Annotated in this window: 14 protein-coding genes; 7 read left to right on the top strand and 7 right to left on the bottom strand. The window is 60.7% G+C overall.

The annotated features are described in order from the left end of the window. Positions 1–13: 13 nt before the first annotated feature. Complete coding sequence (locus RXV86_RS10995) at positions 14–925, bottom strand: histone deacetylase family protein (protein WP_316299546.1); 912 nt, start codon at positions 923–925, stop codon at positions 14–16. Continuing rightward, complete coding sequence (gene mutS, locus RXV86_RS10990; RefSeq protein ID WP_316300244.1) at positions 922–3531, bottom strand: DNA mismatch repair protein MutS; 2610 nt, start codon at positions 3529–3531, stop codon at positions 922–924. Before mutS ends, RXV86_RS10995 begins: the two co-directional genes overlap by 4 nt. Before the next feature lie 157 nt (positions 3532–3688). Here mutS and RXV86_RS10985 point away from each other — a divergent pair, with 157 nt between their 5' ends. Next, the gene (locus RXV86_RS10985) at positions 3689–5944 is read left to right on the top strand and encodes an NADP-dependent malic enzyme (protein WP_316299545.1); all 2256 of its coding nucleotides are present in this window, start codon (positions 3689–3691) and stop codon (positions 5942–5944) included. A gap of 31 nt (positions 5945–5975) precedes the next feature. Next, on the top strand, positions 5976–6851 hold the full coding sequence (locus RXV86_RS10980) for a ribokinase (RefSeq protein WP_316299543.1): 876 nt from the start codon (positions 5976–5978) through the stop codon (positions 6849–6851). Here RXV86_RS10980 and msrA read toward each other — a convergent pair whose 3' ends face one another. Beyond that, positions 6852–7514 (bottom strand): peptide-methionine (S)-S-oxide reductase MsrA, encoded by a 663-nt coding sequence (gene msrA, locus RXV86_RS10975; protein WP_316299541.1) that lies wholly within the window; start codon positions 7512–7514, stop codon positions 6852–6854. Between the two features lie 144 nt (positions 7515–7658). Here msrA and RXV86_RS10970 point away from each other — a divergent pair, with 144 nt between their 5' ends. Genes RXV86_RS10970 through RXV86_RS10960 form a run of 3 tightly spaced genes read left to right on the top strand, consistent with a single transcriptional unit; the run spans position 7659 to position 10187 of the window. Then, positions 7659–8567 (top strand): D-amino acid aminotransferase, encoded by a 909-nt coding sequence (locus RXV86_RS10970; protein ID WP_316299540.1) that lies wholly within the window; start codon positions 7659–7661, stop codon positions 8565–8567. Next, positions 8567–9265 (top strand): HAD family hydrolase, encoded by a 699-nt coding sequence (locus tag RXV86_RS10965; protein ID WP_316299539.1) that lies wholly within the window; start codon positions 8567–8569, stop codon positions 9263–9265. Before RXV86_RS10970 ends, RXV86_RS10965 begins: the two co-directional genes overlap by 1 nt. Before the next feature lie 13 nt (positions 9266–9278). Continuing rightward, positions 9279–10187: a hypothetical protein gene (locus tag RXV86_RS10960; RefSeq protein WP_316299538.1), complete on the top strand. Its 909-nt coding sequence runs from the start codon at positions 9279–9281 to the stop codon at positions 10185–10187. A gap of 21 nt (positions 10188–10208) precedes the next feature. Here RXV86_RS10960 and RXV86_RS10955 read toward each other — a convergent pair whose 3' ends face one another. Together RXV86_RS10955 and RXV86_RS10950 are read right to left on the bottom strand one after the other, a co-directional pair. Further along, positions 10209–10496, bottom strand: coding sequence for an SCP2 sterol-binding domain-containing protein (locus RXV86_RS10955; protein WP_316299536.1), 288 nt, complete (start codon positions 10494–10496; stop codon positions 10209–10211). A gap of 74 nt (positions 10497–10570) precedes the next feature. Further along, positions 10571–11797 carry an argininosuccinate synthase gene (locus RXV86_RS10950; RefSeq protein WP_316299534.1) on the bottom strand — a complete coding sequence of 409 codons (1227 nt, stop codon included), beginning with the start codon at positions 11795–11797 and terminating at the stop codon, positions 10571–10573. A 105-nt stretch (positions 11798–11902) separates the two neighbouring features. Between RXV86_RS10950 and ilvA the strand changes: the two genes are divergently transcribed. After that, positions 11903–13150 (top strand): threonine ammonia-lyase IlvA, encoded by a 1248-nt coding sequence (ilvA, locus tag RXV86_RS10945; protein ID WP_316299532.1) that lies wholly within the window; start codon positions 11903–11905, stop codon positions 13148–13150. Here the strand turns inward: ilvA and RXV86_RS10940 are convergent. Continuing rightward, complete coding sequence (locus RXV86_RS10940) at positions 13147–13479, bottom strand: Hpt domain-containing protein (protein ID WP_316299531.1); 333 nt, start codon at positions 13477–13479, stop codon at positions 13147–13149. The genes ilvA and RXV86_RS10940 overlap by 4 nt on opposite strands. 194 nt (positions 13480–13673) lie before the next feature. On the opposite strand from RXV86_RS10940, the gene RXV86_RS10935 reads away from it, so the two are divergent. Continuing rightward, positions 13674–14972, top strand: a complete 1299-nt coding sequence (locus tag RXV86_RS10935) for a SpoIIE family protein phosphatase (protein WP_316299530.1) — start codon at positions 13674–13676, stop codon at positions 14970–14972. On the opposite strand, the gene RXV86_RS10930 is transcribed toward RXV86_RS10935, so the two are convergent. Beyond that, complete coding sequence (locus tag RXV86_RS10930; RefSeq protein ID WP_316299529.1) at positions 14939–15397, bottom strand: NUDIX hydrolase; 459 nt, start codon at positions 15395–15397, stop codon at positions 14939–14941. The genes RXV86_RS10935 and RXV86_RS10930 overlap by 34 nt on opposite strands. Between the last annotated feature and the right edge of the window lie 12 nt (positions 15398–15409).

Here is a 15409-nt window from a genome sequence, read left to right as displayed (position 1 = left end):
AGCTGCGTTTGAGTCAGGCTGCCATCAATCCGCGCACATGGGCCGCTGCCGCCTGACCCAGAGCATCAAGGTCATAACCGCCTTCGAGAACCGAGACGATGCGGCCATCGCAGTGCTTCTCGGCCAGCGCGCAGATCTGTTCGGTCAGCCATGCGAAATCCTCGGTCTCCCACATCAGGTTGGCGAGCGGATCCTCGGCATGAGCATCGAACCCGGCTGAGATCAGGATCATTTCCGGTGCGAAGGCATCGACGCGGGGGAAGATATGCGCCTCGTATTCCAGCCGCATCTTGCCGCCGGTCGAACCGGGGGCGAGCGGCACGTTCACCACGTTGTCATGGGCACCGGTTTCCGAGGGTTCGCCGGTACCGGGCCAGAGCGGCATTTGCTGTGACGTGGCGAACAGGGCACGGGGTTCGTTCCAGAGTAAGTCTTGTGTGCCGTTGCCGTGGTGCACGTCGAAATCTATCACCGCAACGCGGGACAGCCCGTGGTGATCCAGCGCGTGTTTGGCGGCAATAGAGACGTTTCCGAAGAAGCAGAACCCCATCGGTGTCTGGGTTTCGGCGTGGTGTCCGGGGGGGCGGCAGGCGACGAAGGCGTTGGTCACGTCGCCGGCCATGACCGCATCGACGGCGGCCACCGCGCCGCCGACGGCGCGGCGCGCAGCCTGGTAGGACCCCTCGGACATCCATGTGTCGGGGTCGAGCTGTCCGGCGCCGTTGCTTGCAATGGCATCGAGATAGGCGCGGGGGTGGCAGCGCAGGATATCATCATCGCTACACAGGGGAGCTTCGCGCCTGTCGAGCCCTTCGATGGGGGAAAGGGCTGCGGCGATGGATTTGAGGCGGGCAACCTGCTCGGGGTGCCCGGGAGGTGTAACGTGGTTCAGGCAGTCGTCATGGGTGTAGAGCGCGGTGGTCATTTCTTTGATGCCTCTTTCAGATCGTAAAGCGCCTGAAGCGCGTCGCGGGGGGTCATTTCGTCTGGATGAATCGTCTCTAACATGGCCTCAACCGCGCTTTCTTGAGGTTGGGCGGTTGGTGCTTGCAGCGGGGTTGCCGAGAACAACGGCAGGTCGTCGATCAGCGCCTTTTGCGTCGCGCCGCCTTCGCGCTCGCCCTTTTCAAGCGCCTCCAGAACCACCTTGGCGCGCGCCACGACGGCGGGGGGCAAGCCCGCGAGTTTGGCCACCTGCACACCGTAGGAGCGGTCGGCGGCGCCCTTGTGGACCTCGTGCAGGAAGATCACCTCGCCTTCCCATTCCTTGACGGTGACGGTGGCGTTTTCGACACGGTCGAGCTTGGTCGAAAGCGTGGTCATCTCGTGGTAATGGGTGGCGAAGAGCGCCCGGCAACCATTGGCGTCGTGCAGGTGTTCCAGCGTGGCCCAGGCGATGGAAAGCCCGTCATAGGTGGCGGTGCCGCGGCCGATTTCGTCGAGAATCACCAAGGCGTGGTCGTCGGCCTGGTTCAGGATGGCGGCGGTTTCAACCATTTCCACCATGAAGGTCGAGCGGCCGCGGGCGAGGTCATCGCTGGCGCCGACACGGCTGAACAGCTGGCTGACCACGCCGATTTCGGCGCTGGCGGCGGGCACGAAAGAGCCCATCTGGGCCAGCACGGCAATAAGGGCGTTTTGCCGGAGGAAGGTCGATTTACCGGCCATGTTGGGGCCGGTCAACAGCCAGATGTCATCGCTATTGCCAAGGGCACAGTCATTGGCGATGAAAGGTTCGCCCGCGGCCTTAAGCGCCTGTTCGACAACCGGGTGACGGCCCCCTTCAATGATCAGCTTGCGGCTGTCATCCATGCGGGGACGGTTCCAGTTTTCGCCGCGTGCCAGATCGGCCAGAGCCGTGGCGAGGTCCAACTCTGCCAGGCCGCGAGCAGCGGCGAAAAGGCGGTCTGACACGTCCAGAATAGCCTGACTTAGGCTGGAATAGAGACGCTTTTCGATCTCGATGGCGCGGCCGCCGGCGTTGAGGATCTTGGTTTCGATTTCCGACAGCGGTACGGTGGTGAAGCGCACCTGGTTGGCGGTTGTCTGGCGATGTTTGAATGTTTCGGACAGCGGTTCCGACAGCATCTTGTCGGCGTGGGTGGCGGTGACCTCGACAAAATAGCCCAGCACGTTGTTGTGCTTGATCTTGAGCGACTGGATGCCGGTTTGTTCCGTGTATTCCGCCTGCATGCCTGCGATCACGCCGCGGCCTTCGTCGCGAAGTTGGCGGCATTCGTCGAGTTCCTCGTCAAAGCCTTTGGCGATGAAACCGCCGTCGCGGGCGAGCAAGGGCGGTTCGGCGATGAGGGCCTGGTCAAGCAGGTCGAGCAACGCGTCGTGACCACGCAGGGCAGTGGCGGCTTCAGTTAGTTGCACCGGCAGCTCGTCGGGCATCATCCCGGCGATGGCGTCGGCCTGGGTCAGGGCATTACGCACGGCGGTCAGGTCGCGGGGACCGCCCCGTTCCAGTCCAAGGCGCGACAGGGCGCGGTCAAGGTCGGGCACCGAGCGGAGGGATTCGCGCAGATCGGCGGCGATTCGAGTGTTTTCGAGGGCGAACCCAACGGCATCGAGACGATTTGTGATCACATCGAGCGTGCGGGATGGGGCCGAGAGGCGGCGCTCCAGCAAACGAGCACCCCCGGCGGTGACGGTGCGGTCGATGGTGGCAAGCAACGAGCCCTGACGCTTGCCCGACAGAGAGCGGGTGAGTTCGAGATTGGCGCGGGTGGCGGCGTCGATTTGCATGACCCGCGCGCCGATCTCGCGCACCGGGGCCTGCAGGATCGGCAGCTTGCCTTTCTGGGTGATTTCCAACCATTCAACGATGGCGCCCATGGCGGCAAGTTCGGGGCGGGCAAACTGGCCATAGGCATCGAGCGCACCAACGCCGAAGAGGGATTTCAGGCGTTTTTCCGCAGAGGACGAGTCGAAGGCGGAGCGGGCCAGTGCGGTAATCGAGGCCCCGGATTCCGTCACTAACTCGGCCAAATCGACCTCTTGGGCCTCGGACACCACCACTTCGGATGGGGCGAGACGGGCGAGTTCAGGGCCCAACCGGACCGGCGGCAATGGCAGCACGTGAAAGGCGCCGGTAGAGATGTCGACCCAGGCTAGCGCCGCTTCACCGCGCACATCCGCATAGGCGCAGAGGAAGTTGTGCTTGCGGGCCTCGAGCAGGGAATCTTCGGTCAGCGTGCCGGGGGTGACAAGCCGTACCACGTCGCGTTTCACCACGGATTTCGAGCCGCGCTTTTTTGCCTCGGCGGGGCTTTCCATCTGCTCGCAGACGGCGACGCGGAAACCCTTGCGGATCAGCGTCAGCAGGTAGCCCTCGGCGGCATGGAACGGCACGCCGCACATGGCGATATCTTCACCCAGATGCTTGCCGCGCTTGGTCAGCGCAATGTCCAGCGCCTCGGATGCTGCGACGGCATCGTCGAAAAACAGCTCGTAGAAATCGCCCATTCGATAGAACAGCAGAGCGCCGGGATAGCCCGCTTTGATCTCGAGATACTGCGCCATCATCGGTGTGACGGCGGATTTACCTGTGCTCACGAAAGCCCCCCGGTTTTCATTGTCTGATGACCTTACAAACCCAACGCGCGGCATTAAAGACCCTGTTTCGGTTGAGCAGCGCGCGCAGCGCGTGTAAGAGGCCCTGACTCCACGCACGGATTACGACATGACCAAGACAAAGTTTACCCGCGAAGACGCGCTGCAATTTCACCTGGAGCCTACTCCCGGCAAGTGGGAGGTGCAGGCGACGGTGCCGATGACGACGCAGCGGGACCTGTCTTTGGCATACTCTCCGGGCGTTGCCGTGCCATGCGAGGATATCGCGGCGAACCCCGAGCTGGCCTATGATTATACCAACAAGGGCAACCTTGTGGCGGTGATTTCCAATGGTACGGCGGTTCTGGGTTTGGGGAACCTCGGGGCGCTGGGCGGCAAGCCGGTGATGGAGGGCAAGTCGGTCCTGTTCAAACGCTTCGCCGATGTGAATTCGATCGATATCGAGTTGGACACCGAAGACCCCGAGGAATTCATCAATGCCGTGCGCCTGATGGGGCCGACCTTTGGCGGGGTGAACCTTGAGGACATCAAGGCGCCGGAATGTTTCATCATCGAGCAGACGCTCAAGGAACAGATGGACATACCGGTGTTCCATGACGATCAACATGGCACAGCGGTGATTTGTGCGGCGGGCCTGATCAATGCGCTGCATATCAGTGGCAAGAAGATCGAGGATTGCAAGATTGTCCTGAACGGGGCTGGGGCCGCCGGGATCGCCTGTATCGAGTTGCTGAAACGCATGGGGGCACGGCACGAGAACTGTATCGTCGCCGACACCAAGGGTGTGATTTACCAGGGCCGCACCGAGGGCATGAACCAATGGAAATCAGCCCACGCAGTAGCGACCGAGCTGCGGACGCTGGAAGAGGCGATGAAGGGGGCAGACGTGTTCCTTGGCGTGTCGGCAAAAGGGGCGGTGACACAGCAGATGGTGCTGGACATGGCCGACAACCCGGTGATCTTTGCCATGGCGAACCCGGACCCCGAGATTACGCCGGAAGAAGCCCACGAGGTGCGCGAAGATGCCATCGTGGCGACCGGGCGCAGTGACTACCCGAACCAGGTGAACAACGTGCTGGGCTTCCCCTACCTGTTCCGTGGGGCGCTGGATATTCACGCCCGTGCCATCAATGACGAGATGAAAATCGCCTGTGCCGAGGCGCTTGCCCGGTTGGCGCGCGAGGACGTGCCGGATGAGGTCGGCATGGCCTATGGCAAGAAGCTGTCGTTTGGCCGTGACTACATCATCCCGACGCCGTTTGACCCGCGTTTGATTTATGTGATCCCGCCCGCGGTGGCACAAGCGGGGATGGATACCGGCGCGGCGCGGCGCCCGATCATTGATATGGATGCCTATGAGCTGACCCTGAAAAGCCGGATGGACCCGACGGCCAGCATCCTGCGTAGCCTGAATGCGCGGGCGCGCGCCGCCCAGGGCACGGTGATCTTTGCCGAGGGCGACGACAGCCGTGTGCTGCGCGCTGCAGTGCAATATCAGCGCGCCGGCATGGGCAAGGCGATCGTCGTGGGCCGCGAAGCCGATGTGAAGACCAAGCTGACCGCCGAGGGGCTGGGTGATGCGGTATCCGAGCTGGAAGTGGTGAACGCCGCCAACACCGCATATTTGGACGAGTATAAGGAGTTCCTTTACGAGCGGCTCCAGCGCAAAGGCTTCGACCGGCACGACATTCACCGTCTCGCCGCGCGGGATCGCCATGTATTCTCGGCACTGATGCTGGCACATGGGCATGGAGATGCGCTTGTCACTGGCGCCACGCGGAAATCCGCCCACGTTCTGGACCTGATGAATCATGTGTTCGACGTGGATGCCGAGCATGGCGCAGTTGGGGTTACGGCAGTCCTACACAAGGGACGGATCGTGCTGATTGCCGATACGTTGGTGCATGAATGGCCGGATGAGGAAGACCTTGCCAATATCGCCGAGCGTTCGGCGGATGTGGCGCGCCATCTTGGGCTTGAGCCGCGGGTGGCGTTCGTTAGCTTCTCCACATTCGGTTACCCGCGCTCGGAACGGGCCGAGAAGATGCATCTTGCGCCCAACGTATTGGATCAGCGCGGGGTCGATTTCGAATATGAAGGCGAGATGACGGTTGATGTGGCGCTGAACACCCAGGCGCAGGCCGGGTATTCCTTCCAGCGCTTGTCGGGCCCGGCCAACATCCTGGTGGTACCGGCGCGGCACTCGTCCTCGATCTCGGTCAAGCTGATGCAGGAGATGGCGGACGCAACGGTTATCGGCCCGATCCTTTCGGGCGTGGACAAGTCGATCCAGATTTGTTCCTCTAACTCGACCGTGAACGATATTCTCAACATGGCGGTGCTGGCGGCCTGTAAAGTGGGCTGACGGGGCCGCCTCCCTTGCGGGAGCGCCCCCAATGACCATTTACAACCTCGGATCCATCAATGCCGATCTGTTCTATTCCGTGCCACACCTGCCGCGCCCGGGGGAAACGCTTGCGGCGACCGGGCATTCCACGGGGCTTGGCGGCAAGGGCGCGAACCAGTCGGTCGCGGCTGCCCTTGCCGGATCGTCGGTGGTCCACATCGGGGCTGTCGGTCTGGATGGTGCTTGGGCCGTGCAGAGATTGCGTGAGTTCGGCGTGGACACAGCGCATGTTTCGACCGTCGATGCCCCAACGGCCCATGCGATTATCAACGTTGATCCGCAGGGCGAAAATGCGATCGTGATTTTCTCGGGTGCGAACATAAGACAGTCTCTAACTCAGCTGAAATCGACACTCTCGGCGGCCAGTTCAGGGGATAGCCTGATGCTTCAGAACGAAACCAACTTGCAGGTTGAAGCCGCGCAGGAGGCGCGACGCCGGGGTCTGCAAGTGATCTATTCGGCAGCCCCCTTCGATGCGCAGGCAGTGCAAGAGATGCTTCCGCACACGGATGTGTTGGTGATGAACGCGGTCGAGGCCGGCCAGTTGTCAAAGGCGCTGTCGATCAAAATCGAAGACCTGTCCGTTGCGCATGTCTTGATCACACGGGGCAGCCAGGGTGCGGCGTGGCATGATTTGAAATCGGGAGAAGTGATTGAGGTGCCCGCCCATGCGGTGACCCCTGTGGATACCACGGGGGCAGGGGACTGTTTCATCGGTTATGTGGTGGCTGGGCTGGATCAAGGGATGAGCGCAGAGGAGGCGATGCGATTGGGCAGCGCGGCCTCGGCCATCCATGTGACACGGCCCGGCACGGCGGATGCGATTCCCGCCCGTGACGAGGTAGATGCGCTGATGAATGGCTGATTAGCCGCTAAAGGCCGCCGCATTGCCCCAAAGCTGCTTGACGCGGGCATCACGGCCACAGGACTTGCGATAGAACTTGTAGGCTTTCGACTGCTTCTTGGGGCCGGCGCGGGTCACGATGATCTTAGAGCCCTTGTAGTAATCCTGATGATAGGCCTCGGCAGGATAGAAGGTCTTGGTGCCCAGAATCGGGGTAACAACTTTTTTGCCAAGCGCGGCCTGGGCGGTGGCCTTGGCCTTGGTGGCAAGCGCCTTTTCCGCATTGTTAGAGACGAAAATGGCAGTGCGATAGCTTTTGCCGCGGTCACAGAACTGCCCGCCTGCATCGGTGGGATCGATCGAGCGGAAGAAAAGATGCAGCAGCTTTTCGCGGCTGACCCGTCCCGCGTCGAAGGTGATCTTGACCGCCTCGTAATGGCCGGTGCCACCGCGCGTGACCTGTTTGTAGGTCGGGTTCTTGGTTTTACCGCCGGTATAGCCGGACACGGCCTCGATCACACCCGGGACTTTCTCGAAATCCGCCTCGACACACCAGAAGCATCCGCCCGCGACAATCAGCGATTCGCGCGGACCGGCATCGGCGCGGCCACATTGCAGCATCAAGGCAACGGCAATCAGCGTACTTAGAAACAAGGGTTTCAGATTCTGCATCGAACTGGTCATGGGGCATATCCTTTCGGGCACGTCTTTCGGAACGTTGCCGCGTGAACTTCGCTGCGCCAATCCCATGAAACCGGAAGTCACGCAGAGGTGAGCTTGCGTTACCCAAAACGCGCCCCTAGCGTGCGCGGCAGTGGAGGAGCGCACATGAATGATCACGTCACAACACACCAGGCTGCAGAGGATGCCCGGAACGAGGAAATCCTGATCTGGTTGAACGGCCGGCTGGTGCCCAAGGCCGAAGCCGTTGTCAGCGTTTACGACAGCGGTTTTATGCTGGGCGACGGGGTGTGGGAAGGGCTGCGCCTTTATGATGGCGTGTGGGCCTTTCTGGGGGAACACATGGACCGACTGTTCGAGGCGGCCAAGGCGATTGATCTTGATATCGGGATGAGCCGGGATGAGATGATCGCCGCCTTGATGGAAACGCAAAAAGGCAACGGCATGACCAGCGACGCCCACGCGCGGCTGATGGTGACGCGGGGGGTCAAGACGCGGCCCTTTCAGCATCCATCGCTCAGCCAGCAGGGGCCGACGGTGACGATCATCATGGAGCACTCGAAACCGTCGCTGCCACGCCCGATCCGGCTGGCCACCGTGCCGCATATAAGGGGGCTGCCAATGACTCAGGACCCCAAGCTGAATTCGCATTCCAAGCTGAACTGTATCCTGGCCTGTATCGCGGCCGAGAAGGCGGGGGCGGATGAAGCTCTGATGCTGGACGTGAACGGGTTCGTGAACACCACCAATGCCTGCAATTTCTTTATCGTTCGGAAGGGTGCGGTTTGGACCAGTTCCGGGGATTACTGCATGAACGGAATCACCCGCCAGAAGGTGATCGACCTTTGCCGGGCGAATGACATACCGGTTTTTGAGCGGAACTATTCGCTGGTCGATACCTATGGTGCCGATGAGGCGTTCCTGACCGGCACCTTCGGGGCGCAGACCCCGGTGAGCGAGATTGACGGGCGGCAGATCGGCACGGGCGAGATGGGGCCGGTGACGCAACGGTTGCGCGATCTCTATAAGGATCTTGTTGCGCAGGAGGGCACGTGATGAGGATTGCAATGTGGAGCGGGCCGCGCAACCTGTCGACGGCGATGATGTATTCGTTCGGCGCGCGGGGTGATTGCGCGGTGGTGGATGAGCCGTTCTATGCGGCTTACTTAGACATGACGGGGCTGGATCATCCGATGCGGGACGAGATCCTGGCGTCGCAATCGAAAGACCCGAAAGAGGTCGAAAAGGCCTTGCTAGGGTCTAATCCAGACGGGAAAGAGCATTTCTATCAGAAGCACATGACCCAGCATATGATCGAGGGGGTGCCACGGGACTGGATGCGCGATGTGGTCAATGTGTTTCTGATCCGCCACCCGGCGCGCGTCATCGCGAGTTACGTCGCGAAACGGGAAAATCCGACGCTGGAGGATATCGGGTTTGCCCAGCAGGCGGAACTGTATGATCAGTTCGGAGGTGTAGTGATCGACAGCCATGACATCCGTGACGATCCCGAAGGCATGTTGCGCAAGCTGTGTGATGCAATAGGGCTGGATTGGGAGGCAGGCATGCTGAGCTGGCCCACGGGTGGGCACAAGGATGACGGGGTCTGGGCCAAGCATTGGTATGGCGCGGTGTGGAGCTCGACCGGGTTTGCCGGCGCCGAGGGGCCATTGCCGGAGGTTCCCAACGAGTTGCGTCCGGTCCTTGGTGCCGCCTTGCCCCATTACGAGAAAATGAAAGCCGTAAAGTTGTAAGTGGGAAAGGTAAGTGATCGTGATTACCGGTGACCCGACTATCGACACGGCATTGGAACAACCGCTCGCAGAGCTCAGGAAAAAACGCTGGTCTTACCTGGCCGCAATCGGGGTCTGTGTGATTATTGTTCTGTCAACGCTTGGCCCGGCCATTGCGCTGGGCCGGTATACGCCCGTGTTCCTGGTGCCCGCGTTGGGTGCGGGCGCCATTGCCGTCAAACTGATCGCGAAGTTCAGAAAGGACGTGTCGCAGACGGTTCTGCCGCATGTGGTAGGGGCTTTGGGGTTTTCCTACCGGCCTTGTGCGGGTCGGGTGCAGGCGTTGATTGATAGCGGGTTGTTGCCGGATCGTGCAATCGAACGGGCAGAGGATTGGGTCACTGGGGAAGCCGGGGGTCGCAGCCTTGAGACTGTGGAAGTTGAAATCACCACTGAAGGCAAGAACAAGAAAAGATTGTTCAACGGGATGGTGGTGAGCCTTGCCAACCAAACGCGCAAGGATTGGCTCTTGATGGGGCTTGAAGAGGACACGACGCCGGGGTTCTTTTCCGGGCCGCGGTTGGGGCTGAAGAATCTGCACGAAGTGCATCGGGTCAGGAGCCCGGCAGGCAATGAATACCTCGTGTTCATGGCGGACCCCGAGCGCCGACTCGAGTCGGAGCTCGAAGGTTATCTGAGTGCCTTGGCGGAACTGGATGGGCTGGATGGCTGTCGGCTCTATTCTGTAGTGAGGACTTATGACGTGATCCATGTCGCGTTGAGCATGCCGCGTGATTTGTATTCGATTGGCGGGCTGTTTTTTACCAACGAGTCATTGCAGCGCGACATCAGGTTCGCGCTGACCGAATTGACCATACCACTGAAAGTTGCCGAGCGGCTCTTGGCCGCAGAAACCGAGAAAAGCGGCTCTAACACAGCATAATCGGTCGGTTCGATTGGGTCGTCACCCCTTGAGCAGCGATCCCAATTTCATCGCCACGCCAGCGTTGCCCGACACCTTGAGCTTGCCGGTCATGACGCTGGTCATCGGGTTCAGTTTGCCTAGCAGCAGCTTGGTCAGGTTCTCGGTTGTAAGCTTGATGGTGCAATCGGTGTCGCGATCTTCGGTCGAGGCCACGCCGTCGGCCAGCACGATCACGCCATCGTCGCCACAGTCGAATTTCAGCGACCACTCGAATCCGCTTTTCGGCATGTTGGCGTTGATCCCGTCAGCGATGGCAGCAAGCGACATGAGTCCCTCCACAGAAAATGCCCGCCTGTGCTAGGCGGGCATTCAGATATCGGCAACAGTGACGTTGCAGGAGCTTACGGTTTGATGCGCCGGTTGCGCATGGCGATCAGTTTCAGGCGCAGGGCGTTCAGCTGGATGAAGCCCGCCGCGTCGGTCTGATCATAGGCGCCCATGTCTTCCTCGAATGTCACGTGTTCCTCGGAATAGAGCGAGTGATCCGACCAGCGGCCCACCACGCGGGCGAGGCCCTTGTAGAGCTTCATGCGGACGGTGCCGGTGACATGTTCCTGGCTGTGGTCGATGGCGGCCTGCAGCATCTCGCGCTCGGGCGAGAACCAGTAGCCGTTGTAGATCAGCTCGGCATAGCGCGGCATCAACTCGTCCTTCATGTGCATCGCGCCGCGGTCCATGGTGATCGATTCGATGCCACGGTGGGCGTCCAGAAGGATGGTGCCGCCGGGGGTTTCGTAGATGCCGCGCGACTTCATGCCAACGTAACGGCCTTCGACCAGATCGAGACGGCCGATGCCGTGTTTACGGCCATATTCGTTCAGCTCGGTCAGGACGGTGGCGGGGGACATGCCCACGCCGTTGATCGCAACGGGATCGCCCTTCTTGAATTCGATTTCGATAAACTCGGGCGTGTCGGGGGCGTCTTCGGGATGGACGGTGCGCTGATAAACGTAATCGGGCGCGTCCTCGGCCGGGTCTTCCAGAACCTTGCCCTCGGAGGAGGTGTGCAGGAGGTTGGCGTCGACGCTGAATGGGGCCTCGCCGCGCTTGTCCTTGGCAACGGGAATCTGGTGTTGCTCGGCGAATTCAAGAAGGCGTGTCCGCGAGCCCAAGTCCCATTCCCGCCAGGGCGCGATCACCTTGATATCGGGGTTCAGGGCATAGGCGGCCAGTTCGAAGCGGACCTGGTCATTGCCCTTGCCGGTGGCGCCGTGGCTGACCGCGTCGCCGCCGTGTTCTTCGGCCAGTTCGACCAGGCGCTTCGAGATCAGCGGACGGGCGATCGAGGTGCCCAGAAGGTAGAGACCTTCGTATTGCGCATTGGCGCGGAACATCGGGAAGACGTAGTCGCGGACGAACTCTTCGCGCAGGTCCTCGATATGGATGTTCTCGGGCTTGATGCCCAGCATTTCGGCCTTTTTGCGGGCCGGTTCCAGCTCTTCACCCTGGCCGAGGTCAGCGGTAAAGGTGATGACTTCGCAACCGTATTCGGTTTGCAGCCATTTCAGGATGATCGACGTATCAAGGCCACCGGAATAGGCTAGGACGACTTTCTTGGGCGCGGACATAGCGGGAATCCTCTTATTCAGATCACCGGCGCGATATCGGGTTTTGTGTCGCAGGGCAAGGTGTGGGGCTTGCGCGGGCGCATATCGGGCGCTTAAGCATTGCGGATGAGTTTTCAACAGGACTTCCATACCCGCGCCCGAGCCGCCGAACGCGCCATGCGCCAGGTGTTCCCCGACACGCCGTTGCAGCGCAATGTGCATCTCAGCGAACGGTTCGAATGCGACATCTGGCTAAAGCGCGAGGACCTGTCTCCGGTGCGGTCGTATAAGCTGCGCGGGGCGTTCAACGCGATGCGCAAGGTGCTGGATGGCGACGCCACGTCGAAGCTGTTTGTTTGTGCCAGTGCGGGCAACCATGCGCAGGGCGTGGCCTTTATGTGCCAGCATTTCGGTGTGTTCGGCGTGATCTACATGCCGGTGACGACCCCGGCGCAGAAGGTGCAGAAAACGCAGATTTTCGGCGGCGACGCGATCGAGATCCGCCTGGTGGGCGACTATTTCGACGATACGCTGGCCGAGGCACAGCGGTTCTGCGAGGCCGAGGGCGGACACTTCCTGGCGCCGTTTGATGATGAGGACGTGGTTGAGGGGCAGGCATCGGTCGGGGTTGAGATTGCCGATCAGATGGGTGGCGCGCCGGATCACATTATCCTGCCTGTCGGTGGCGGAGGCCTGTCGGCGGGGATTCGGCAGTATTTTGGCCCGACAGTGAGCTACAGCTTTGTCGAACCGGCGGGTGGAACCAGCCTTGAGGCGGCGGTGGCGGCGGGCGAACCTGTGACTCTGGAAAAGGTGGACAGTTTTGTCGACGGCGCGGCGGTGGCGCGGATCGGGGCTTACCCGTTCGAAGTGCTGAAAGACATTGACCCGGCGACAGTGTTCGCCGCGCCTGAAGATCGGATCTGTGTGACCATGCTCGAGATGTTGAACGTCGAGGGCATTGTTTTGGAGCCCGCCGGCGCGTTGGCGGTCGATGCTCTGGTTGACGTTGCCGATCAGATCAAGGGCAAGCAGGTCGTTTGTATCACCTCGGGCGGGAATTTCGATTTCGAGCGCCTGCCCGAGGTAAAGGAACGGGCGCAGCGATTCTCGGGTGTGAAGAAGTATTTCATCTTGCGGATGCCGCAACGTCCCGGAGCATTGAAGGAATTTCTGAGCACGCTCGGGCCGGATGACGATATTGCCCGGTTCGAATATCTGAAGAAATCGGCGCGCAACTTCGGCTCGGTCTTGATTGGGATCGAAACCAGCGCGCCCGAGAATTTCGAAACGTTGTTTGCCCGGTTGGATGAGGCCGGTTTCCCCTACCGCGACATCACCAGCGACGAGATATTGGCAGAGTTCCTGATCTAGGCAGCCAGCCGGGCCGGCAATTCGTCCAGGAACAGAGCTTTCGATTCGTCAAAGACGTGGCAGATTTCGGCGACGTCGACCTGATCCGTATTGCCCAGCGCGGCCGATGCCTCGCCGGCGGCACAGAGCGTGGAAAACGCGTCAAAGCCCAGGTTGAGCGCGCTGCCCTTGAGAAAATGCAGGCAGCATTCAAGCCTGTCACCCGGACAGCCATCGCGCAGGCGTTGCATGGCCTCATCCACTTCTTCGAGGAACAAATCGACGACCTCGGCGAAATCCTCGCCCCCGATTTCCTGACGCAGCTCGGTCACCTTTGACCAGTCAATCATGGCATCACCTTCCTTCGCGCGTTGGTGTGAAGTCTAGGTCTCTGGAATTAACGGAAGGTTAGCGGTTCATGGCGCAGCCAGGGCGACTTGCCGGGCAGAAAAGGATGACCTTTTCGCATTTTATCTTTCACCGCTTGTTAAATTCAGACGGGTACTGGCTGTGACATATGTCCGAAGCCCGCAAGTCCATAGCCATGTCACAACGTAACCCGATCAAGTCGACCGATACCGATTCGGCAGAGAATGCCTCCTCCGGGGTACGGACGGTTCTTGTGGTGGATGACAGCCGGTTGCAGCGAAAAATCCTGCAGGTATCACTGTCTCGCTGGGGCTACCGGGTGCTTGAGGCTGAATCGGGGCAGCTGGCGCTTGAAATCTGTCGGCAGATCGAACCGGACATGGTGATCAGCGACTGGATGATGCCGGGGATGGATGGGCTCGAGTTCTGCAAGGCGTTCCGGGCGATGAAGCGGGAAAGCTATGGCTATTTCATCCTGCTGACCTCGAAAAGCGAGAAGGACGAGGTGGCCAAGGGGCTGGACAATGGTGCCGATGATTTCCTGACCAAGCCGGTCAATCCCGCCGAGCTCCGGGCAAGACTGACCGCGGGTGAACGCATACTCAGAATGGAGCGTGAGCTGACCGAGAAGAACCGAATGATCAAGATGACGTTGGAAAAGCTGCAATCGCTTTATGCGTCAATCGACAGTGACCTTCTGGAAGCCAAGAAACTCCAACAGTCTCTGCTGCGTGAACGGCATCGCGATTTCGGGCCAGGCGAAGTCTCGTTGTTGCTGCAGCCAAGCGGCCATGTCGGTGGTGACCTTGTCGGCTTCTACGTGGTCAGCAAGACGCGCATCGGGTTGTATGCCATCGACGTGTCGGGGCACGGGATCAGCTCGGCACTGATGACCGCACGGCTGGCGGGGTATCTTTCGCCGTCATCCCCAGAACAGAATGTTGCGATGGAAGAGGCGCCGGGTGGAGGGCATCGCCCACTACCGCCGGCCAGCGTGATCGAGCATCTGAACATGCTGGTGTTGGGTGAGATGGAGACCGAGCATTACTTTACCCTACTCCTGGCAGATGTTGACCTGTCGACAGGGTTTGTCCGGATGGCACAGGCGGGGCATCCGCATCCGCTGGTGCAGTGCAGCGACGGTGACATCTTGCAGGACGGGCCAGGGGGCTTGCCTGTGGGGCTGGTCCAGGGCGCCCAATACGAGGAGTTCACCCTTCAACTCGCCCCCGGCGACCGGTTCATGATCTTTTCCGATGGAATTGTCGAATGCCCGTCAGACACCGGTGATTTGCTGACCGAAGAGGGGCTGGAAGAGATGATGCGCGAGATGGCCGATATTTCCGGCCCGGCGCTGTTGGAAACGCTGATCTGGAAACTGTCGCATTTCGCCGATGACGGGGATTTTCCCGATGACGTGTCCGCGATCCTGTTCGAATATCACGGCGCAGACCGCGAGTGCCCATTCACATAGTGCGTAACAAAGGCGCGGTCGCCGGAATTGCCCAGCAGCCCCGCGGCGTCACCGACCTCCATCCAGACGGCGCTGTGATCTGGTTCCAGCGGGGGTCCAAGCGGGCGCACCGGCCGGGCGACAAAGATCTCGCAGAGTTTTTCCGCCCATAGGTCATATTCCGGCATGAAGGTGAATCGGCGGAATGCGCCCAGCCGGCGCGGCGCGGCTATGCGCCAACCGGTTTCCTCGTAGACTTCGCGGTGCAGCGCCTGAAGTGGTGATTCCCCAGGATCGACCCCGCCGCCAGGAAGTTGGAACTCTTCGAATGGCGTCGATTGGAACGTTACCAGTAAATCTCCGCCGCGCGGCAGGATCGCATAGGCCCCGCGCCGCAGGGTGTGGGCCTTGCCCCGCCTTGGCGGCGTTCCATAGCGTTTGATCATCTGCTCATCCCT

Origin of the sequence: Aliisedimentitalea sp. MJ-SS2 (assembly GCF_032586155.1) — a bacterium.
Taxonomy (GTDB): Bacteria; Pseudomonadota; Alphaproteobacteria; order Rhodobacterales; family Rhodobacteraceae; genus JAWHTC01.
This window is presented reverse-complemented; position numbering and strand designations above follow the sequence as displayed.

Bases quoted from the DNA above. Each gene is read 5' to 3' on its own strand.
- RXV86_RS10995 (WP_316299546.1), bottom strand. From the start codon at position 925: ATGACCACCGCGCTCTACACCCATGACGACTGCCTGAACCACGTTACA.
- mutS (WP_316300244.1), bottom strand. From the start codon at position 3,531: ATGATGGCGCAGTATCTCGAGATCAAAGCGGGCTATCCCGGCGCTCTG.
- RXV86_RS10985 (WP_316299545.1), top strand. From the start codon at position 3,689: ATGACCAAGACAAAGTTTACCCGCGAAGACGCGCTGCAATTTCACCTG.
- RXV86_RS10980 (WP_316299543.1), top strand. From the start codon at position 5,976: ATGACCATTTACAACCTCGGATCCATCAATGCCGATCTGTTCTATTCC.
- msrA (WP_316299541.1), bottom strand. From the start codon at position 7,514: ATGACCAGTTCGATGCAGAATCTGAAACCCTTGTTTCTAAGTACGCTG.
- RXV86_RS10970 (WP_316299540.1), top strand. From the start codon at position 7,659: ATGAATGATCACGTCACAACACACCAGGCTGCAGAGGATGCCCGGAAC.
- RXV86_RS10965 (WP_316299539.1), top strand. From the start codon at position 8,567: ATGAGGATTGCAATGTGGAGCGGGCCGCGCAACCTGTCGACGGCGATG.
- RXV86_RS10955 (WP_316299536.1), bottom strand. From the start codon at position 10,496: ATGTCGCTTGCTGCCATCGCTGACGGGATCAACGCCAACATGCCGAAA.
- RXV86_RS10950 (WP_316299534.1), bottom strand. From the start codon at position 11,797: ATGTCCGCGCCCAAGAAAGTCGTCCTAGCCTATTCCGGTGGCCTTGAT.
- ilvA (WP_316299532.1), top strand. From the start codon at position 11,903: ATGAGTTTTCAACAGGACTTCCATACCCGCGCCCGAGCCGCCGAACGC.
- RXV86_RS10940 (WP_316299531.1), bottom strand. From the start codon at position 13,479: ATGATTGACTGGTCAAAGGTGACCGAGCTGCGTCAGGAAATCGGGGGC.
- RXV86_RS10935 (WP_316299530.1), top strand. From the start codon at position 13,674: ATGTCACAACGTAACCCGATCAAGTCGACCGATACCGATTCGGCAGAG.
- RXV86_RS10930 (WP_316299529.1), bottom strand. From the start codon at position 15,397: ATGATCAAACGCTATGGAACGCCGCCAAGGCGGGGCAAGGCCCACACC.